This is a genomic window from Moorena sp. SIOASIH (genome assembly GCF_010671925.1).
GTDB lineage: Bacteria > Cyanobacteriota > Cyanobacteriia > Cyanobacteriales > Coleofasciculaceae > Moorena.
In genome coordinates this window covers 1,548,829-1,570,583 of sequence record NZ_JAAHIH010000001.1, presented here as the reverse complement: position 1 = coordinate 1,570,583, position 21,755 = coordinate 1,548,829, and the positions used below count along the sequence as shown (strand labels likewise).

General features: G+C 44.4%; 15 protein-coding genes. 11 read left to right on the top strand and 4 right to left on the bottom strand.

Annotated elements, in window-relative coordinates; all coding sequences use genetic code 11:
- Positions 1–7: 7 nt before the first annotated feature.
- Positions 8–508 carry an RpiB/LacA/LacB family sugar-phosphate isomerase gene (locus F6J90_RS06795; protein WP_293091685.1) on the bottom strand — a complete coding sequence of 167 codons (501 nt, stop codon included), beginning with the start codon at positions 506–508 and terminating at the stop codon, positions 8–10.
- Positions 509–786: 278 nt separating this feature from the next.
- Here F6J90_RS06795 and cutA point away from each other — a divergent pair, with 278 nt between their 5' ends.
- A complete protein-coding gene (cutA, locus tag F6J90_RS06790; RefSeq protein WP_293091684.1) occupies positions 787–1,107 on the top strand; it encodes a divalent-cation tolerance protein CutA in 321 nt (106 codons plus the stop codon).
- Positions 1,108–1,223: 116 nt separating this feature from the next.
- On the opposite strand, the gene F6J90_RS06785 is transcribed toward cutA, so the two are convergent.
- Complete coding sequence (locus tag F6J90_RS06785) at positions 1,224–2,258, bottom strand: Uma2 family endonuclease (protein WP_366513702.1); 1,035 nt, start codon at positions 2,256–2,258, stop codon at positions 1,224–1,226.
- Between the two features lie 331 nt (positions 2,259–2,589).
- On the opposite strand from F6J90_RS06785, the gene F6J90_RS06780 reads away from it, so the two are divergent.
- The 3 genes from F6J90_RS06780 (at position 2,590) to F6J90_RS06770 (ending at position 11,923) form a co-directional block, all read left to right on the top strand.
- On the top strand, positions 2,590–3,525 hold the full coding sequence (locus tag F6J90_RS06780; RefSeq protein WP_293091683.1) for a phosphorylase: 936 nt from the start codon (positions 2,590–2,592) through the stop codon (positions 3,523–3,525).
- A gap of 266 nt (positions 3,526–3,791) precedes the next feature.
- Complete coding sequence (locus F6J90_RS06775; RefSeq protein WP_293091682.1) at positions 3,792–5,615, top strand: glycosyltransferase family 39 protein; 1,824 nt, start codon at positions 3,792–3,794, stop codon at positions 5,613–5,615.
- A 269-nt stretch (positions 5,616–5,884) separates the two neighbouring features.
- Entirely contained in the window at positions 5,885–11,923 is a 6,039-nt protein-coding gene (locus F6J90_RS06770) for a translocation/assembly module TamB domain-containing protein (RefSeq protein ID WP_293091681.1), read from the top strand.
- A gap of 239 nt (positions 11,924–12,162) precedes the next feature.
- On the opposite strand, the gene F6J90_RS06765 is transcribed toward F6J90_RS06770, so the two are convergent.
- Positions 12,163–12,390, bottom strand: coding sequence for a hypothetical protein (locus tag F6J90_RS06765; protein WP_293091680.1), 228 nt, complete (start codon positions 12,388–12,390; stop codon positions 12,163–12,165).
- Positions 12,391–12,457: 67 nt separating this feature from the next.
- Between F6J90_RS06765 and F6J90_RS06760 the strand changes: the two genes are divergently transcribed.
- Together F6J90_RS06760 and F6J90_RS06755 are read left to right on the top strand one after the other, a co-directional pair.
- Positions 12,458–16,639, top strand: coding sequence for a filamentous hemagglutinin N-terminal domain-containing protein (locus F6J90_RS06760; protein WP_293091679.1), 4,182 nt, complete (start codon positions 12,458–12,460; stop codon positions 16,637–16,639).
- Between the two features lie 83 nt (positions 16,640–16,722).
- Positions 16,723–17,010, top strand: coding sequence for a hypothetical protein (locus F6J90_RS06755; RefSeq protein WP_293091678.1), 288 nt, complete (start codon positions 16,723–16,725; stop codon positions 17,008–17,010).
- Here the strand turns inward: F6J90_RS06755 and F6J90_RS06750 are convergent.
- Positions 17,007–17,324 carry a DUF3067 family protein gene (locus F6J90_RS06750; protein ID WP_293091677.1) on the bottom strand — a complete coding sequence of 106 codons (318 nt, stop codon included), beginning with the start codon at positions 17,322–17,324 and terminating at the stop codon, positions 17,007–17,009. The genes F6J90_RS06755 and F6J90_RS06750 overlap by 4 nt on opposite strands.
- Positions 17,325–17,562: 238 nt before the next feature.
- Here F6J90_RS06750 and petC point away from each other — a divergent pair, with 238 nt between their 5' ends.
- The 5 genes from petC to F6J90_RS06725 all read left to right on the top strand — a co-directional run bounded on the left by petC (position 17,563) and on the right by F6J90_RS06725 (position 21,695).
- Positions 17,563–18,105, top strand: a complete 543-nt coding sequence (gene petC, locus F6J90_RS06745) for a cytochrome b6-f complex iron-sulfur subunit (protein WP_293091676.1) — start codon at positions 17,563–17,565, stop codon at positions 18,103–18,105.
- Positions 18,106–18,219: 114 nt separating this feature from the next.
- Positions 18,220–19,209, top strand: a complete 990-nt coding sequence (gene petA / locus F6J90_RS06740) for a cytochrome f (RefSeq protein WP_293091861.1) — start codon at positions 18,220–18,222, stop codon at positions 19,207–19,209.
- A gap of 188 nt (positions 19,210–19,397) precedes the next feature.
- A complete protein-coding gene (locus F6J90_RS06735; protein ID WP_293091675.1) occupies positions 19,398–19,817 on the top strand; it encodes a DUF29 domain-containing protein in 420 nt (139 codons plus the stop codon).
- 248 nt (positions 19,818–20,065) lie between these two features.
- Entirely contained in the window at positions 20,066–20,557 is a 492-nt protein-coding gene (locus F6J90_RS06730) for an Eco29kI family restriction endonuclease (RefSeq protein ID WP_366513722.1), read from the top strand.
- Positions 20,550–21,695 carry a DNA cytosine methyltransferase gene (locus F6J90_RS06725; protein ID WP_293091674.1) on the top strand — a complete coding sequence of 382 codons (1,146 nt, stop codon included), beginning with the start codon at positions 20,550–20,552 and terminating at the stop codon, positions 21,693–21,695. Before F6J90_RS06730 ends, F6J90_RS06725 begins: the two co-directional genes overlap by 8 nt.
- Positions 21,696–21,755: the final 60 nt, after the last annotated feature.

Genomic DNA, 21,755 nt, shown 5'->3' with positions numbered 1-21,755 from the left:
GAGACTTTTAGCTGTTTCCGGATTGACTTTCAATACTGCCAAACTGCTCATTCTCCAAAATAGCAATATCCTTGATCGAGTTTTCCAGCCATTCCTGAATCGGTGGCTCCCATCCGGATGTGAACTCAGTGGTCAGCCAAGTATCAACAATCTCTACCGCTACTTCGGGTGAGGTGATAAACCCTCCCAGAGTTAAAACGTTGGAGTTATTGATGGAGCGGGATTTTTCAGCAGCGTTGGTGTTCTCACACACCGCCGCGTAGACACTAGGGTGCTTGTTGGCGATGATCGCCATTCCCATACCAGTACCGCACACCAGGATACCTCGGTCGGCTTGCTGGCTTCCCACTCGTTGAGCTACCTCAGAAGCGATCTGATAGTAAGGTGTCTCAGCCTCCTGCTCGTTAATGCCTACATCTTCTATTTCTATCCCTTTGTTAATTAGGTACTGTTTGACTGCTTGCTTAAGGTCGAATCCGTAAGAATCGGCTCCTAGTGAAATTTTCATAATCACCTCTGCGATACTACAACCCAAATTCCGTTTGAAGTACGGGGCATTGCTGATTTTGGGATCATTATGCACTTTCAAAATCTCCTCAAGTTGGAAGATTTAGGGGGCTTTACCAAAACCAGACGATCGCGCATTCATACTCTAATTCAGCAACGCCATAATTTTAACCGTTTTCTGTATAAAACATTAATTTTAACCGTTTTCTGTGTAATACATTTTAAAGTGCGGAATATGGTTTAAGATATTGCCGAGTCCAAGAAAGATTGAGCAAAAGCATGAACATCGTTTTAATCCTTGTCACCTGTCCTGATAATGCTGTTGCCCATGATCTGTCTAATCAGCTTCTCCAGCGTAGAGAGGCAGCATGTGTGAACATTATTCCCGGGATCTCTTCAGTTTATTGGTGGGAGGGTGAGGTTGAGTCCTCTTCTGAAGTGCTGCTAGTAATCAAAACAACTACGGAGCTGATCTCTAAAGCAGAGCAGACTGTAACTAATTATCATCCCTACGATACCCCTGAATTTGTTGTACTAAGTACACAGCATGTCAACGAGCAGTATGCAGCTTGGCTGATTAATAACGTCGCTCTTGGATAAAATCAGGTAATTTCTGGCAATAGTTGGAATTATATCCTTATTCCCGATTCCCGATTCCCGATTCCCGATTCCCGATTCCCTAGCAGAAGTAAGCTATGTTTTTATAACTGATTATCTTAACATGATATAATTTCATCCCGTTCAAGTCCAGTGATATTAGCAACTTGTTCAATATCCATCCCTGATTGCAACAGATTGACTACAATTTGTTTCACTTGTTGCTGGGCTTGTTCTTTTGCTTCCCGTTCCTGTTCTGTATCAGTCAGAAGCCAATTTCCCGAACCATCACACCAGCGCAACCAATTACGAGTTATCCCAGCATACTCTCCCCACCACAATCCCACACCTATATCTAGTTCTGGAATCCAAATCTGGGGTGGCTCAGCTAAAATCCCTTGCTCTTGGTAACCAGCTCCGATTAATTTGAAAAACCGAATTTGGTTGGTATAGCGACTAAACACTATATAATAAGGTACCCGTAATCGTTGCTGATAGACTTCCCACTTTGAAGGAATAGTTTGATAGGTAGGCTCACTGCTACTATTACTTGTTTTATTACTATCTTGTAGTTTAATCTTATCACTATTTCCAGCAACTGTAGATGCTCGAGGTTCTTGCTCTAGGTTATCCCCCAAGTCGTCTTTTGCAGTTGTCGGTGACAGCAATTCTACAATTACAAAGGGATTAACTCCTTCTTGCCAAATTACATAGCTAGATCTAATATCATTCCCTTCGTATAAACGGGGAACTCCCACCACTAAAAACCAATCCGGGCGTTTATACCATTGAGGATGGCGCACATCATAGTAAAGATTTAAATCTGTACCAATAAATACTTCCTCGGAAGGGTAATACTGACAACGAAAGGTGCGACTTAATAATTCTGGTTGTAAATCGTGAAATTCGTCTGGCAAACCAGGTTCCTCCGGATTCTCACTTGGCAGATCATACATGCTAGGTAGCGTTTCTTTAGGAGAAGCAGGAGCTTCACTCTCGGGAATCAAGTTTTTAGTCATTTTTTTAGGGAGTAGGGAGTAGGGAGTAGGGAGTAGGGAGTAGGGAGTAGGGAGTAGGGAGTAGGGAGTAAGGAGTAGGGAGTAGGGAGTAGGGAGTAGGGAGTAGGGAGTAGGGAGTAGTAGCAAAGGGGTCATATTTTTTTTGTTATTATAAATTAATTTTAATGCATTTTGTTTTAAAAAAATATGGTAGTTTTTTAAAAAATAGTTACTTTATTTTAAATTTATAGGGTTATTTTTTTAACGTTAATCAATAAGATAATAGCGTTTATTATTCTAAATAGGTCAACTTTCTTCCCCCTGCTCCGAAGTCCCTGCTCCGAAGTCCCTATTCGAGGTTTAGTTTAAGCATTTAGCTGACAGCTGACAGCTGACGGCTGTTCGCGCAGCGTGCGCTTAGCGCATAGGCTTGCTTTTTGACAAATGATTTAAGATTGCCATAGAAGCTGAAGGAAATGCGATCGCTATGACTGAGGAACAACCAATTGCCGAAGGAACACTAGTACTAGAACCAGGTACATTGTGGCCGAAACTGAAAGCACAAACTGAACACGCTATTGAATGTAAAGCACTCCACTCCATAGCGACAGAATACGAATTCGTAGAACAGGAGGGTATTCGCTTCTTGGTGCGGATTTTGTCTAACCTGGTACGGAAAGACAAAGCCCAGAAGAAGCAAGAGGAAAAAACCGCTACTTCATCCAAGGATTTCAACCCTTTTCTGCCCTACGAACAAGATTTATTTGTAGCAGACCTTTCCGACACCCACCTGTGTCTGTTGAACAAATACAACGTAGTTGACCATCACCTGCTGATCATAACCCGTGCTTTCGAGGAGCAAGATACTTGGCTGACTTTGCAGGATTTTGCTGCTATGTGGGCATGTCTTGCCGAAATTGATGGCTTGGCATTCTATAATGCAGGAAAGATTGGTGGTGCGAGTCAACGACACAAGCACTTGCAACTAGTTCCTCTGCCCCTAGCCCCTGAAGGAGTTAACATCCCGATAGAAAATGCGATCGCATCAGCTAGCTTTCAGGACTCTGTTGGCACCATCCCAACCCTACCCTTCATCAATGCTATTGTTCAGCTTGACCCTAGTTGGGTAAAATCCCCGTGGGATGCTGCTCAAGCCACCCTCAAGTTGTACCATAGATTACTCAGTGCAGTCGGGTTGCCATGGAATAATGTCAATGGTAACAAGCAATCCGGTGCCTACAATCTCCTCGCCACAAGGCAATGGATGTTGCTTTTACCCCGTTCTCAACCAGATTTCCAGTCAATTGGTGTCAATTCCCTCGGATTTGCCGGAGCTCTCCTAGTCCGAAACCAAGAGCAAATGAAACGTCTGAAAGACCATGGTCCCATGACAATTTTAAAAAACGTTGCCGTTAGTTGGTAATTTAGCAAAGGGAATAGGGAGTAGGGAGTAGGGAGTAGGGAGTAGGGAGTAGGGAGTAGGGAGTAGGGAGTAGGGAGTAGGGAGCAAGTAATAAACTTTAGATGTACCTCACCCTTACTAGGAAACGCTATAGCGAATTTTAAAGTATTCCTTTTAAATTATCCTTTTTCTATTTTAGATTAGCGTTTGGATCTCTTTTCTATTTATAGCTCTACCCATTAAAGTTAAGACATTGATAGAAGCTGAAAAGCTTTTGTAGTTAACTTTTGCCTCTTGCCTCTTGCCTTTTGCCTTGCGCGTTGCGCTATATCCCTACTCCCTACTCCCTACTCCCTACTCCCTATTCCCTATTCCCTATTCCCTGTTCCCTTTGCTATAGTTTCAATTATCCCCTAATTATCGTAGTTAGCATGATCAAGAAAATTACTCTTGATTCTATCTGGTTTAGAAATTTACTCATCATCGTAATCGTACTGGGAGTAGTCTTTAGATTTTACAACCTAGACCGTAAAGTTTACTGGTACGACGAGACAATGACCTCCCTTAGAATTTCTGGTCACACTCGAACCGAACTAGTCGAAGAAATTTTCGATGGTCAGATTATTAGCGTAGAAAATTTGTTAAAACAGTACCAATTTCCTAATCCTGAAAGAGATATCAATGACACCATTAATTCCCTAGCAGGCAATCCAGAACATTCGCCCCTTTACTATCTAATGGCAAGGTTATGGTTACAAACCTTTGGCAATTCCGTAGTAACTATTAGACTGCTATCAGTAATAATTAGCTTATTAGCATTGCCCTGTGCTTACTGGCTGTGCTTAGAACTTTTTGGTTCAAAATTAATCGGGTGGGTAGCTGTTGCGATAATTGCTATTTCTCCCTTTCATGTTTTGTATGCCCAAGAAGCGCGAGAATATAGTTTATGGACCGTTACCATTTTGCTTTCTAGTGCAGTCCTATTATGGGCAATGAATTATTCTAGAATAAAGCAATTCATTAAAAAACCTTATCGATGGATTATCTATAGCTTTACTGTTGCCTTAGCACTTTATACTCACCCTTTCTCAGCCTTTGTTTTAATTGGACAGGGATTGTATGTATTAATTACCGAAGGTGGTCGCTGGAGTAAGCGAGTAACTAGCTATTTACTAGCCTCATTAGGAGGAATACTGCTATTCTCACCTTGGCTAATCATTGTTATCACTAATTTCTCCAAATTTATCGCTAATACTGACTCAGTTAATCATAGTCGTTCAGGCTTCTTACCCCTATTTTGGACCTTAAACCTCAGTCGGATTTTCTTTGATGTTAACCAAGGCATCCATCCTTTGAGTCCCCTCCACTATCTCAGTTTATTTTTAGCAGGATACGCCCTCTACTATCTTTGTCGTCAAGCTCCTCAGCATGCTTGGGTATTTATTATTACCTTAATTGGAGTGACAGGAATTGCTCTAATCGGTCCAGATGTGCTATTAGGTGGTCGCCGTTCTAGCATTACTCGCTATGCTATTCCCTGTTATCTAGGCATTCAGTTAGCTATTGCTTATTTCCTGACAACCCAAGCCAAAAACTCAGGAAAATATACCAAGGTAATGATTGATGGAAATTTAGCAAATCCCGAAGATAGGCAAAATCAGCAAGTAAGGGGTGACCATGACATGGTGCCCATGGGAAAAACCCGACAAAATCCTAAAGCTTGGAAGTCTATAGCAATTGCTCTGGCATTTAGCGGCATACTCTCCTGTATAGTCAGCTCTCAACTGCCAGTTTGGTGGCACAAGAGCTATGCGAAGAGTCGCAATAATCCCCCGGTAGCAGCTTGGATTAATCAAATCCCACAACCACTCTTGATCAGTAATGAAATTCCCGGTAGGGTTCTATCTCTGTGTCATCTACTTCGTCCGGATGTACAGCTGATGTTATTGGATAAATCCAATAGCTCTACCAACATACCGGAGATTCCGGAGGGTTTCAAAAATGTTTTACTTTATCGACCGTCAGAGGAATTGCGCCAGGGAATTGAAACCACCTATAAGTATAGCGTTAAACCTACGGATCAATCTTGGCTCTGGAAACTATCAAGATAGGGATCTTCGTCAGATAAAAAAAGTAGTAGTGTTATCTGCCTTATCCCGAGTTGCATTCACACCATTGAGACATAGCACCTTCTTCAATCTCCTACCCCTGTTCCCCTTCTTCCCAATCATGATTGGGAATGGTGAGATCCTCTTGAAAAGCACTTGGTATTAGGCACCTATAACTGATACGCCTACTCCCTGTATTTCCCTGATAAATTAAGATGACGATGCCCCCATATTCCCTCGGAACTCCAGTTGTAAGGTGCACACCAATCAAGATGAGTAACTCTCCCAATCCTGGTAATCTACCAGAGCCTACTCCGGAAAATACTCCAGAACCTACGGTAAGTAGAGGGTTTTGGCAGAGGCTGCTACGTCCGGTCTTCATGCTTATGGTCATGATTCTAGTTTCTGGGATAGGGGGCGGAAGCCTTTTTGCTTGGTATTTCATCCAGAAGCAATTAGCACCAACGGTAGAGAAAAATTTATCTAGCTTTCTTAACCGGAAAGTCAATGTCGGACCAGTGGAGGGCTTTTCCCTAAATGGTGTAAGGTTTGGTTCTTCGGAAATACCAGCTACCCCTACCGATGCCGATCATCTTGTCACCCAGGCAGTGAAGGTAACCTATAACCCCGTTAAACTGCTGTTTACCAGAACCCTAGAACTGGATGTAACCCTAGTTGAACCTAATATATATGTTGAACAGGACAAAGATTTAACCTGGGTGTCTACAGCATTTACACAAACTGCCCAAGATTCGGTTTTTAAGGTAGACCCAAAGGTGGTGCGGTGGCGGGATGCGGATGTGGTGGTGGTGCCAAGATCTGAAGTGGGAATCAAACAACCACCGATGAGATTTACTGAGGTTAGGGGTAAAAGTAAATTTCTCGACGGAGGTGAGCTGATTCGCTTTGATGTAAATAGTCAGCCGTTAACTGGGGGAAATTTAAAGGTTAAGGGAGATTACCGCCTCTCTCAAGAACAAACTGACTTGCACCTTGATGTCGATAACGTCAGTGCGGCAGAGGTTAGTAAAGTACTTCTGATTCCCCTGAAGCTTCAAGGGGGTAAACTGGGTGGTAACCTGAGAATACAACGGAATAATGCTGAACAGCCTTGGCAGTATTGGGGTACGATTAACTTTTCCGACACCACCGCCCGCTTAGAACCCTTGCCCCAAGTGTTTACTGAAAGCAAAGGTAAGCTGAGCTTTCGAGGGAGTCAGATTTGGCTAAATAACATAACTACCCGATTCGGTCAAGTACCTGCCCAAATTGGGGGAATGCTGGATATTGAGTCAGGCTACAAGCTCAGAGCAACAAGCGAACCGGTTCAGATACAGCAGTATGCACAGACGTTTGGGATCAAAGAGCTACCAGTAACTACTTTAGGTAAAGCACAGGCTACGTTTCAGGTCACTGGAGCTATCGACAACCCGATTGTGATTGGAGAGGCGTTTACCACCACTCCCGCCACCCTTGACAAGGTGAGCTTCAGCTCTATTACTGCTGACTTTAGCGTTATTAATACTGACCTGGCCATTAGAAACTTGCAGGCAACACCAACAGTGGGTGGCTTAGTCACAGGCAAGGGGGATATCAAATTTATGGATCAGGGGGGGGCAGTATTTGATCTCAAAGCTGTGAATGTGCCAGCGAATGCGATCGCAAAAGGGTATGGATTTAATCTACCCATTCCTCTGGGTCGAGTTTATGGCAGAACCCAGATCTTTTCTCCCCTTGACAAGCCCGAGAATTTTCGTGCCACTGGTTATGCTAATCTGCCCATGGGTGATGGTGTGCTCAGAGCTACTAATTTTCAAGTGGGGGGTGGGCGCTGGCAGGGGTTAGTAGAAGCTAAGAATATTTCTGTGGCACCAATCCTAAAAACCTTGCCTGCAACATCTCTACCGCCACAGTTCTCCGGACCGTTCAATGGTCAATTTAATCTGTCTGGTCGCCTTGATTCTTTCCAACCAGAAACCCTACGTGCCAGCGGTTACGGCAGCGTGACGGTTGATGGTGGTACCTTGCGTGCTACCAAGGTAAAACTGATCAATGGTGGTTTTTCTACCCTAGTCCAAGCCTCTGATATTCCTCTAGAAGCCTTAGCACCAGTACCCTCTGAATTTAAAGGTCCCATCTCAGGGGAGTTGACTATCTCAGGGAATGTAAAGTCTTTGAGTCCTAGTACGATTACCGCTAGTGGGTCGGGTAGTTTAGACCTAGCAGCAGGGACTATTAAAGCTGATGCGATCGCGATCGCTAAAGGCAAGTTCCAAGCTCAAGTAGTCGCATCCAATCTCCAGTTAGATCGTCTCGCCCCCATACCCCCCCAATTCAAAGGTCCAGCGTCCGGGGAGTTTACCATCTCAGGAAATGTGGATTCGGTCAGTCCTAGTACGATTACCGCTAGTGGGTCTGGTAGTTTAGATGTAGCAGGAGGAACCATTAAAGCTGATGCTGTCGATATCGCTAATGGCAACTTCAAAGCTCAAGTAGTAGCATCCAATCTCCAGTTAGGTCGTCTCGGACCAATACCTCCGCAATTCGACGGTCCAGGGTCCGGAGAGTTTACCATCTCAGGGAATGTGGATTCGGTCAGTCCTAGCACCATTACTGCTAGTGGGTCTGGTACTTTAGATGTAGCAGGAGGAACCATTAAAGCTGATGCTGTCGATATCGCTAATGGCAACTTCAAAGCTCAAGTCGTAGCATCCAATGTCCAGTTAGGTCGTCTCGGACCAATACCATCGCAATTCGACGGTCCAGGGTCCGGAGAGTTTACCATCTCAGGAAATCTAGATTCGGTAAGTCCTAGCACCATTACTGCTAGTGGGTCTGGTACTTTAGATGTGGTAGGGGGTAGAATTCAGGCTTCTCAAATCGATATTGCCAATGGTAACTTCCAGGCCAAGGTACAAACCTCTAACCTCAACTTGGGTGCTCTTGCTCCGGTTCCGCCCCAATTCAATGGCCCTCTTTCCGGGAATGTCACTGTCTCTGGTAATGTAACTAATTTAACGATTGACGCCATTAAGGGCAAAGGGTCTGGACAACTCAAGGTTGCTGGTGGTCAATTACTAGGAACAGCTGAGTTTAGCAATGGTAAATTTCAGGGAGTTTTCCAGCCTACTAATCTCAAGTTGTGGGAGATTAATCCTGATTTACGAGGACGTCTCAATGGCAGTGTAAATATTTCTGCTCCCTTGCTATTGACACCAGAGACAGCTCTATCAGCAATCCAAGCTCAGGGTAAGCTGAATTTTAGTGAAGGCATTTCTATACTTGAGCGTTCCCTAGCCACATCCTTTGACTGGAATGGTCAAAAGCTAGAGATTAAAGAAGCCACAGCCCAGGGATTCAATGCTAATGGTTTTGTCAATCTAAACCCAGGGAGTCAGGGCTTACAAGCAATTAAGACCTTTGATTTCCAGGTACAAGCAGAGGATTTGAATTTGCAACGATTACCTGCTGACCTGCCTTATGCCTTCAATTTAGGAGGCTTAGTCGGTTTTAACGGTCGCGTTGCTGGTACTCCTAAAGCTCCTATCATTAACGGTGACTTAAGACTGCGGTACTTTTTTGCTGGTCCCCTGGAGTTTGAATCCCTACTGACAGGTCGAGTGAGTATAGCACCAAAGTCAGGGGTAAATCTCCAGCTAGCAGGGAATCAAGACAAACTGGAGGTTGTGCTAGACCCCAATTACCAACCCGTATCCTTTTTGCTGCAGTATCAGAACAAAACTGCTACTGGGATTCGGTCAGGGGATGAGCTACAAATGACCGTGGATAATTTTCCGATCAATACCATTAAGAGTCTGGCTTTGAGTAGTGGGATGGTAGACGGGAAAAACCTCGAACCATGGTTAAGCAAACCCTTGGCGGGAGACATATCTGGGAACATGGCTCTGAACCTCAAGACCTTTGGGTCATCCGGTAAAATTGCGATCGAAAATCCTATCTTTGACAACCTTAGAGGTGATTGCTTAAAAGGCTTTTTCCAATACCAGCAAGGGACTATTACTCTGACCAATGGCTTGTTTGAAAAAGGTGATAGTCAATACTTATTTGCTGCCAACGTCACCCAAACCCCCAACGGACCAGAATTTAACGGGGAACTCCAGGCTAAGCTCGGAGAAATCCAGGATGTTCTGACTACCCTACAACTATTTGAGATCACTGACCTAGGTCGAGGCTTGCAAGCGCCCGTCTACGGCACAGCCGCTGATCTTGCGGTTACTGGAGTAGGTAATCCACAAAATAAGCTCAAAAAACCCCTACGGCGGATGTCAGAAATAGTCACCCTCCTAGAGAAGCAACGCCAGCAGCGTCAAGAGAGCTTTCTGTTACCAGAGCTTACCGAGATGAATGGTAGTTTTACTGGCAGTATCAGTATGGAAGGTTCAGTCAAAGATGGCATCCGTGCTCAATTTAATTTCCAAGGGGAAAACTGGCAGTGGGGTTCCTATAAAGCTGAGACAATTATTGCCCAAGGGAATTTTGAAGAAGGGTTACTGAATCTTTTACCTGTGCGGATTCAATCGGGTCAGAGTCTAGCCACCTTGTCCGGTAGTATCGGTGAACAAGGTCCATCGGGTCAGCTCAAGCTAAAGAACGTCCCGGTTTCCCTGATTAGAGAAGTGTTCAACTTTCCAGCTTCTGTTGGTTACGGAGGATTTGTTGATGCCACAGCGGACTTTTATGGAAGTCTAAGCAATCCCCAAGCTAGGGGAGTAATATCTGTAGTGGATGCCAGTTTAAACCAAACACCCCTAGAATCCATCAAAGGCAGCTTTAGTTACAACAATGCGCGGTTGAACGTCTTTGCCCAAAGTTTTCTGACCAAAGAGTCTGAACCCCTAACTGTAAATGCCAAAATCCCCTACAAGTTACCCTTTGCCGAAGTAGAGCCAGAAAATCGGCAAGTCAGTGTACAACTGACGGTTCAAAACGAAGGACTTGCCCGATTGAACATGCTGACCAATCAACAAATCACTTGGGTTGATGGTAAAGGACTAGTAGATTTAGATATTTCCGGTACCTTTGACCAAGACCAAGATTGGCGAGAGCAACTGGAGCAACTTACCGTTATTGGTAACATTAATGTAGAAAACGCTACCATTGCTGCCCAAGCCTTACCCGAACCCCTGACAGAAGTCAATGGCAAAATCCGGTTTAACTTCAACCGGATGGAAATTGTGGACACCTTACAAGGGAATTTTGGTGGTGGTAAATTAGTAGCGGTAGGGAATTTGCCATTGCGAGACCTACCTAGACCATTAGAGAATCCCCTCACCGTTGACCTGAATCAACTAGCCATCAATCTCAAAGGGATTTACAGTGGTGGTGTTCAAGGTCAGAGCATCATTACTGGGACTCTATTTAATCCTAGAATTGGTGGTTACATCGAATTGTTTGATGGTCAAGTACCCATTTCTGAATCTCAAACTGCCCCGATCGGGAGTAGCGGATCGGCTGGTGACGAACTAATCGAGTTCAATAACTTACAGTTAACCTTAGGTAAAAATATCCTAGTTCGACAGCTACCAGTATTAGATTTTCTCGCCAGCGGTACCCTTCTAATTAATGGGGACATGAGCGATATTAGACCAGAAGGAACCATTCAGCTGCTGCGCGGTCAGGTGAATCTCTTTACCACCCAGTTTCGTCTTGATAAAAATTACAACAATAATGCCCGATTTGTAGCGACTCTTGGCAGAGACCCAGAGTTAGATGTGCAGATGGTGGCATCAGTAATTGAATCTAGGAAACAACCCATTACCAGTGAAACCTTTGCTAATGAAATTAGCGATAACCCAACTAATTTTGGCAGTACAGAAACTATTCGGGTTCAAGCAAAAGTAAAAGGGCTAGCAAGTCAGCTCTTTGACCGAGTGGAACTCAATAGTATGCCAAAACGTAGTGAAGGGGAAATTGTTGCTTTATTAGGGGGTGGCTTTGTGGATACCTTGGGTCGAGGCAATACTACCTTGGGTTTGGCAAACCTGGCTGGCTCAGCACTACTGAGTAATGTTAGCAACTTGATTGGTGATGCCGCAGGCTTAGATGAATTTCGCATTTTCCCTACTACAGTTACAGATGATAATAGGCGCACTGATAGCTTAGAGCTAGGTGCTGAAGCAGGAATTAATATTACTAATAAATTATCATTTTCTTTGTTAAAAGTGTTGACTACTGATCAGCCAATTCAGTACAACTTGCGCTATCGAGTCAATGAAGAAATTTTGCTACGCGGTGCTACAAATTTTTCCGATGATACCAAGATACTTGTCGAGTATGAAAATCGATTTTAATTAGAATTAAGAATTAAGAATTAAGAATTAAGAATTAAGAATTAAGAATGCGCGAATGTAGGGTGCGTTAGGGGCGGGCTCGCCCTAATTTTCCACTGGGTAGCCACTATTAGAATAGCCCGCCCCGTAACGCACCACCAAGTAGAATTAAGAATTAAGAATTAAGAATTAAGAATTTAGAATTAAGAATTAAGAATTTAGAATTAAGAATTTAGAATTTAGAATTTAGAATTTAGAATTTAGAATTGGGAATCGGGAATCGGGAATCGGGAATCGGGCATCGGGCATCGGGGTAAGAGGCGTAGGGTGCGTTGGGACAGCCCGCCGGGAAATTGTAACAGGCAAGATGCCTGTTCCACGCCTGATGCCCGGAAATTGTAATAGGCTTGATGCCCGGAAATTGTAACAGGCAAGATGCCTGTTCCACCCAACGGGTCAAACAGCTTTAATGAGATACACCCGTTCATCACAGGTGTTCCTCTGACCAACAGTGCGGGGAACTCTAAGACTGAGACTAATCGGTCAGGTCTATCTATGAAATGCGTAAGCTTCCCCTTTGCCCACAAAGCTCATTCCTTATCTAGTTCCCACTACAGCACTAATCCCCTCATACAAAACCTACCCAGAGATACCATTTCACGAATGCAATGGGGCTTAGTGGGATTGCTCGAAGTTAGTAGTCTATGTTTATTGCTCGCCTCACCCACCCTCGCTCAAATTACCCCAGATAGTACCTTGGGGAATGAAAATTCTCAGGTTACTCCCAATCAGACTATCCGTGGTGCAGTAGCAGATTTAATCGAAGGGGGAGCGATTCGAGATAGTAACTTATTCCACAGTTTTCTGGAATTTAATGTTGGTAATGGTCAACGAGTCTATTTTGCTAATCCCGATGGCATTACTAATATTTTGACTCGTGTCACTGGCAGCACCCTTTCTCAAATTCTCGGGACTTTGGGAGTCAACGGTAGCGCTAATTTATTTTTGCTGAATCCTAATGGTATTGCATTTGGATCTAATGCTCGCTTAGATGTCGCAGGCTCCTTTGTCGCTAGCACTGCTGATAGTGCTGTATTTGACAATGGTTTCAACTTTAGCGCTAGTGATCCAAATGCTCCACCATTGTTAACCATTAATATTCCCATGGGTTTGCAATATGGTAGCAATCCTGGCTCAGTAAACGTTATAGGACCTACCTTAGGGATCGAGACCGGGCAAACTATGGCCTTACTTGGGGGAGAGGTTAACCTCAATGGTGCCACTGTTCAAGTGCCAGGGGGACGGGTGGAATTAGGAGGATTATCCACTCCAGGAACAGTTACGCTCAATGGCGCGACATCAGTAAGTTTTCCCGATGGAGTCCAAGCAGCTGATGTTTCGGTGACCAACGGTAGCTTAGTAGATGTGACCTCAGTTAATGGCGGAAATATTGCGATCAATAGTGCTAATTTCGACATGTCAGCCAGTGCGTTACAAGCTGGATTGACTTCAGGGGCATCGATACCAGATGCAGTAGCTGGCAATATTACTATTAACGCGAAAGGCAATACTAATCTCAGTGACAGGAGTTTGATTGCTAATGATTTACTAACCTCAGCGATCGGCAATGGTGGCAACATAGAGCTAACCACTAGCGGTCTGACTATCACTGGTGGCTCAAGAGTTCAAACCGTTACCAATAGCAATGGGGCATCAGGAGATATTGAGATTAATGCCAATGGTGCCATTGATATCTCTGGTTTCACTGAAGATGGGTTATTTAGTGGGATTCTGACTCGTTCTGCTGTTGACACCAGTGGTCCGGGAGGCAAGATTACCATCAACAATTCCGAAAGGTCACTGAATCTAGCTAATCGGGGATTTATCGGTACAGTTACTAATAGTAGTAGTAATGGCGGTGCGATCGCACTCCATCTCAATAACTTAGTGCTTGAAACTGGCGGAAAGATTGTCACCGCTACCACCAACCTAGGTAATGCTGGAGATATCACCATTAACGCTAGCGAAAGCGTGACCATATCTGGGGAAAGTCCGGATTTTCTCCCTAATCCTTTGTTGGACTTAGAAAGCTTTGACCTAAATGCTCTGGAGTTTATTACTGAACCGAATCCCAACGTAGCCGAATCCGGACCATTGGGAATTCCCTATGTTTCCATTGAACGGACTCCAGAACAGATTATTAATGGCACCACTGTATTGGGGGCAGCAGAAACTCAATTCGATTACTTCTCCTTCAGTATCACGAATGGCAACAGTCGAGCTATTTTCGACATCGACAATGGCTTTACTAGGGAAGACGGCAGCGTAGATACTGAGATTTTCCTATTTAATCAAGGTACAGGAGAATTATTAGAGGCCAATGACGATTCTCAAGCTGCTGATGGTGCTGGTGGCAGTAGACAAGCCTTTGGCAGTTCAACCCTAGACTCCTTAATTGATACCACTATCACTGAGCCAGGAGTTTACTTACTCGGAGTTGGTGCCTTTCCCTCTAGTGCTAGGAATAATCAATTGATCCAGGGCGCAACACCAGAAGTCGGGGACACTTACACCTTGCAAGTGTCTTTAGAAAACCTTGGCACTGAAGGAGTCTCGTTGCCCAAAGACCCTTTCAATTCCGATAACTTTAATCCTAATCATGTGGAAGCCAGGAGCGGCTTATTTTCGGAATCGAGAGGTACAGGTAATGGTGGCAGCTTAACGATTAATACCGACAAATTGATACTGAACAATCCTGGTAGAATTTCCACCGATAGCTTTGATGCGGGTGGTGGTGGCAATATTACCTTAACTATCGGCTCATTGCTGGAAGTGAATGGATCAACGTTAGTCTCAAGCATTGCCCGGGGTAGTGGAAATGCGGGCAACCTAGTGATAGATACCAAACAATTGCAGGTGAGCGGGGGTACTCTAACTACGAGCACCTTAAGCTCCGGTAATGCTGGTGAGATTACCATTACCGCGACAGAATCTGTGATGCTCTCAAGTACAACCCCTGAAGAGCTTAGGGGCCGCATCGCTAGCAATGCCAGAACTGGAGCAACTGGGAATGGCGGGAGGGTGGTTGTTGAAACTCCAGTTTTGGAGTTGCATAATGGCGCTCAGATCAACTCGCTTAATCGGGGTGATGGGAATGGGGGCAGTGTAACGATTAGAGCTAACGAAGTCTCAGCCATTGGTCGCTCACCTGATGGTATATTTCCTAGCGCCTTAGTTACAACTACAGAGGAATCTGGCACTGGTGGCAATTTAACCATTGAAACCGAGCGTTTGCTTGTCAGTGATGGAGCAGAATTTTTCTCTGATACATCTGGAGATGGGGATGCCGGAAATATCACGGTTTACGCCTCGGAGTCCATAGATGTGATTGGCACTGATGCTAGTGGTACATTCTCTAGCGGCATATTCACCAGTAGACTAAATCTTGATGGTATTAGGGAGGAAATCGTTGGGAGGGGAGGCGAGCTACTGATTGAAACTGGGCGTTTGCGAGTGGCTGAAGGGGGACGTCTCCAAGCCTCTGCGGTTGGTCCTGGGGATGCTGGCAGTATTACGATTCAGGCAAGGTCAGTGGAGGTTAGTGATGCCTTTGTCGATTTTACTGGCCTGGTCAGTGGTGTTTTGGTTTCTGTGGATCGAGACGCCACTGGCAATGGCGGTCAATTAACCATAGATGCTGAACGGTTGCACATCTTCGATGGCGGACAGGTGATTGCTTCTAGCTTAGGGGATGGTCAAGCTGGGGAGATCATGCTCAATGTTAATGACATAGAGGTCACTGGGATTTCAGAGGATGGTCAGTTTCCTAGTCGCATTGCGGCCTTCTCAGAAGGTAACTCCCCTGCGGGTTCAGTGACCATTACCAGCAACAACTTGAGAGTTCGTAATGGTGCCCAAATTTCCGTCAGTGCTAGTGGTAATGGGGATAATGCCAAGGCGGGTAATCTCGACATTACTGCTAAATCGATTCTATTATTAGACGAGGGCGCTACCCTTTCTGCGGAAGTCAATGCTGGGGATCAGGGTAATATTGAGCTGGATTCTCCGCTGATTGTAATGCGCGATCGCAGTAACATCACTACCAATGCTAGAGGTACTGCCACTGGTGGTAACATTACTATTGATACTGACTTGCTAGTTGCCCTCGAAAATAGCGATATCACGGCCAATGCTAAAAATAGCTTTGGCGGACAAGTGATTATCAATGCCTTAGGCATTTTTGGTACTGAATTTCGAGAACAACAAACCCCAGATACTAGTGATATTACCGCCTCTTCCGAACGCGGAGCTTCCTTTAGCGGTACTGTGGAAATTAATGCACCTTCCGCCGACCCTAGTGCTGCATTATTCGAGCTACCGGAAAATTTTGTTAATCCCAAACTGCTAGTTGCCACTGGTTGCGGTACCGATGAGGGGAATCAATTTACCCAATTTGGGCGCGGTGGCTTACCCACAGACCCCACTAAACCGCTTCGGGGTGAAACCCTGTGGGTAGATTTACGTCCATTACCTCGCCACAGCGCTCGCCGCCGGAAAAATCCTATCTTACCTTCCAATGCTTCCAATGCTTCCAATGCAGGTAACTCACGTCCGTCTAGAATTATTGAAGCTAATCGATGGATTATTAATAAGGACGGAGTGGTCGAGTTAGTGGCTGATTCAGTTCAGTCGAGTCCATTCATTTCCTGGTTTGAACCTTATTATTGCGTACGGTAACAGCTGGGGTGTGGGGTGTGGGGTGTGGGGTGTGGGGGATAAGAAAATGTACCATTATTGTCGTTGTCTTGATGCAGTCGCTCATGGGGGAAACCACGCCAGTTGCTCATGGGGGGAACCCCCAAGACCGCACTGGCTCCCCAAGACCGCGCTGCATCGCTAAAAATCATCATTGTCTTGATGGAACTGCCGTGGTTTCCCCCACTCGCGCTCTGGTACTTGACAATATTTCCCCCACTCGTGCTCTGGTACTTGACAATAAAAGTACGTACTCGCCCCTTTGTAAAAAACCTACCCCTGTGAGCACCTCCGTACTCCCCACACCCCACACCCCACACCCTACACCCCACACCCTACTCCCGATTCCCTAAAAATCCTCTAGCATCCATTCCGAAGACCGCTCACCTAGTTCTATGGGAATACTGACCACTTTCCCCAGTCGTGGACGCTCACGGGTTTTGTTAATGAACTCTTGCACCTGGCTGGCTCCTCCCCAACCTTGGATATAGTTGGCTACTGTATCTAAATGCTCTAGGTACTCAGCTTCAGAAAGGGGGAAGGATTGCTGCTCTAGATACTTCCACATAATCTGAACAAAGATTTTCCCTTGAGTCCTCCGAATCTGGATGTCATAGGAGCGTCCCCACTTATTGAGCAGGAGTTGGTGCAAGTCCTGTCCTGTCATAGCTGTTGCCCTAACTAAATGTTTACATTTCGTTACAAATACAACGCTTCTTAACTTTATGATAAAGCGTAAAAGAATGTAATAATACTTATAGTTCAAGCCTTTAATCCTTATATTGCAAGGATTTGGGCAACCCTGTCCAGTGGTTGAATTACACTACAGTTATAAAAGCAGGGTTCAAAAAATTCTGGTAATTTTCCCAGAATTGTAAAAAAAGTATACCTTTAGGCGTTCAGTTATGGCTCAAGCTTCTGGCTCTGCAGACGTTCCAGATATGGGGCGTCGCCAATTTATGAACCTCTTGGCGTTTGGGACGATTACCGGCACATTTGTTGGAGCTCTCTACCCAATCGTTAAGTATTTTATCCCCCCATCCAGTGGTGGGTCTGGTGGTGGTGTCACGGCTAAAGATGCTTTGGGCAATGACATCAAAGTCAGCGAATTTTTAGCTAGTCACAATGTAGGCGATCGCACCCTGACTCAAGGTCTCAAAGGGGACCCCACCTATGTGATTGTTACTGAAGATCAAGGTCTCGAAGCTTACGGTCTCAACGCGGTTTGCACTCACTTAGGCTGTGTTGTGCCTTGGAATGCTAGCAAGAACCGGTTCATCTGTCCTTGCCATGGATCTCAGTATGACAATACTGGCAAGGTAGTGCGCGGACCAGCGCCTTTGTCTCTAGCTTTGGCACACGCCACCGTAACAGAAAACGACACCCTAGTCTTCAGCACCTGGAAAGAAACTGACTTCCGCACTGGTGAAAACCCCTGGTGGAGTTAATTGCTTTAGTCCTTAGTCCTTAGTTCTTAGTTAATTGACTAGTGCTAATCAACCATTAGCAATTAACAAGTTGCAATTTTTAAATTACCAATTTTTGAGTTTTTTGGCTTAGTGATGAGAACACCTGATGTATCGGTGATGGTTAACCGTGGCAAGGGGATGATTGCCAGAGCTATCGTTTTGGTTGTGGCAGCTGTGGCGCTTTTCTTTGCCAGTGATCTGGCACTTCCCCAGTCAGCTGCTGCCTATCCCTTCTGGGCACAGCAAACTGCTCCAGAAACCCCTCGTGAAGCTACTGGTAAGCTGGTTTGTGCTAATTGTCACCTAGCAGAGAAACCGACAGAAGTGGAAATCCCCCAATCGGTACTGCCAGATTCTGTATTTGAAGCTGTGGTTAAGATCCCCTATGACCTAGAAGCACAGCAGGTCGATGGTAGTGGTGAGAAAGCTGGCTTAAATGTGGGTGCCGTGGTGATGTTACCCGAAGGTTTCAAGATTGCTCCTCCTGACCGGATTCCGGAGGAAATCCAAGAAGAAATCGAGGACCTGTACTACCAACCTTACCGCGAAGACCAGGAAAATGTGGTAATCATTGGTCCTCTACCGGGTGAGGAGTATCAAGAAATTGTGTTCCCAGTTCTGTCTCCTGACCCCAGAACTGAGAAAGATATCCATTTTGGTAAATACCAGCTTCATGTCGGTGCTAACCGGGGACGGGGTCAGGTTTACCCCACTGGGGACCTTAGCAATAATAATGCCTTCAATGCTTCTGCCACTGGTGAAATTACCAAAATTACCTTTGAAGAATATGTTGGCTACGAAGTCACTATCAAGACACCAGACGGGAAGACTGTAGTTGATATGGTTCCCGCTGGCCCAGAGTTACTGGTCTCTGAAGGAGATAAAGTAGTATCAGGACAACCTCTGACTAGTGATCCTAATGTTGGTGGATTTGGTCAAAGGGATGTGGAAGTGGTCTTACAAGACCCAGCTCGGATTAAGTGGTTGATGCTCTTCATCGGCGCGATTATGCTATCTCAAGTGTTGCTAATTCTGAAGAAGAAGCAAGTTGAGAAGGTGCAAGCTGCTGAAATGAATTTCTAGTATTAAGTGGCTGGTTTATAGGTCACTATTGCAATAGTTATTGGTTAAAGGTTGACTAAATCAATGGTCAACCTTTATTTATTTAGGGAGTCGGGAGTCGGGAGTCGGGAATAGAAATATAGCAATCCTAAGTAAAAACGGGAGAGGCTCTGATCGTTACAATAAAAATAGAAAATGATGAACAAGCAATGAGTACTAGTGACTTGTATGATCAGGATTTCGTTCTGTGGACTGAGACAACTTGCCAGCAACTCAAAACAAGAAACTTTGATGACTTGGATATAGACAATTTAATTGAGGAGATAGCATCCTTAGGAAGAGGGGATAGACGAGAGGTTCAGAGCAGACTTAAAGTTTTGATGGAACAGTTGCTAAAAAGGCAGTACGTGGATTCAGAGCCTGATTATCGAGGCTGGGAAAATACTATCGATGAACAAAGAGAACAGATTAATCTTCTGTTGTCTGAATCTCCTAGCCTCAAGCCTTATCTTGAATCGGTCTTTTCCGATTGCTACAAATATCCACTGAAGAAGGTGAGCAGGAATTATCCATCTGTTAGTTTCCCCCAGAATTGTCCTTTCACTTCTGATATTTTAGATCAAGATTGACCTATCCTATGCGATTTACCGTAGGTCACGCTAAGCGAACGCACTATAATAAAGTGTCGTTATGATTGGGATTATTAGTCTTAAAATCTGCCTATATGAGTGTTTTTGAACGTTCTAAGCACCTCTATGTATCTCCTGATTTTGATAAAATAATAAAAGACACAATTCGCTTTTTTAATCAAACTCCCGTTCATACACTTCCTGTTCCAGAGCGTTTTCATGGTACCGGAGTATATGCTATCTATTGAATTCCAAAATCTGGCATTTACTCAAAGTTTAGTTTAGTCAATAGAACGGCATTTTGTATACCCATTTATGTAGGTAAAGCAGTTCCAAAAGGTTGGAGACAAGCCAGGCAAACATCATCTAATAAATCTAAAGGTTATGAACTAAACAATCGCCTCCGGCAACACAGTCGTAGTATCTCCCTTGGAGAAGGGCTGGAGCTGTCAGACTTTTTTTGTCGATTTATAATTCTTGAAGATAAAGAGAGTGATTTAATCGGGACTGTTGAAGCTGCGTTGATCCGGAAGTATCAACCAATTTGGAATACACTCATTGACGGTTTTGGTAATCATGATCCTGGTAAAGGTCGATATGAACAAGCAAAATCTGATTGGGATGTTTGTCACCCAGGGCGTGCTTGGGCAGACAAGTGCCAAGGTATCCATTCAGACAAAAACCAACTATACAAAAGTATTGAAGAATTTTTGGAAAATTTAGATCAAGAAAATGTCTAAAATTTCGTGCTTAGAGCTATTTGCTGGCGCGGGGGGTCTAGCCACAGGTATTCGGCTATCTGGAGTCCAACATAAAGCTTTTATTGACTGGAATAAAAATGCCTGTCAAACCTTGTCCCATAACTACAGTGACAAGCTTGTTCACAATATAGATATTCGTCAATTCGATTTTAATCAGTTTGGTTATGTAGACATGATTGCAGGTGGACCTCCTTGTCAGCCATTTTCCATGGGGGGTAAGCATAAGGGTAATAGGGATCAACGAGATATGTTTCCCTATGTTTGTAAGGCAATAACCACTTGTATACCTAAAGTTTTTATCTTTGAAAATGTCAAAGGTCTTCTGAGAAAAACCTTTGCCAGATATTTTGACTACCTTATTTTAAGATTGATTTATCCTGATGTTGACCGGAAGGATGGAGAAAACTGGGATGATCATCTGAGGATACTGGAAAAAATCCATACCTCAGGTAACTATGAAGGCGTTAAATACAAGGTAGTTTTTCGATTAGTTGATGCCGCCGATTATGGCATTCCTCAACGCCGGGAACGGGTGTTCATTGTTGGCATCAGAGAAGATTTAACTATCCAATGGTCTTTCCCGAAAAAAACTCATTCTCTCGATGGGTTACTTTGGTCACAATTCGTTAGTTATGATTATTGGGAGAAGCATGGAATCAAGCCTTCAACCACTGAAAATCTAGATAAACGAACCCAGCAACGAGTTAATCGGCTAAAGCAACAACTCACTCTATTCACGCCATCGTTGAAACCCTGGAAAACAGTTAGAGACCAAATTGGAAAACTTCCAGAACCTGATTCATTAGGTAGTTTTGACCTTGAGCATGTCTTAAGAAAGGGAGCAAGAATTTATCCTGGACATACTGGCAGCTACATTGATATGCCTTCCAAAGCTCTAAAGGCAGGAGATCATGGTGTACCTGGAGGAGAAAATATGATTCGTTATCGTGATGGTCGAGTCCGCTATTACACCACTTATGAAGCTAAGCGCATCCAAACTTTTCCAGATAATTATAAAATTTTCGGCTCATGGACAGAAGCAATGAGGCAGATAGGCAATGCTGTACCTGTAGAACTAAGTCACCATATCGCTGATTCTTTAGTTAAGGTTATCTAGCATTTTTATGTAAGTTGTAAAATATAAAAAGGGAGCAGGGAGCAGGGAGTAGGGAGTAGG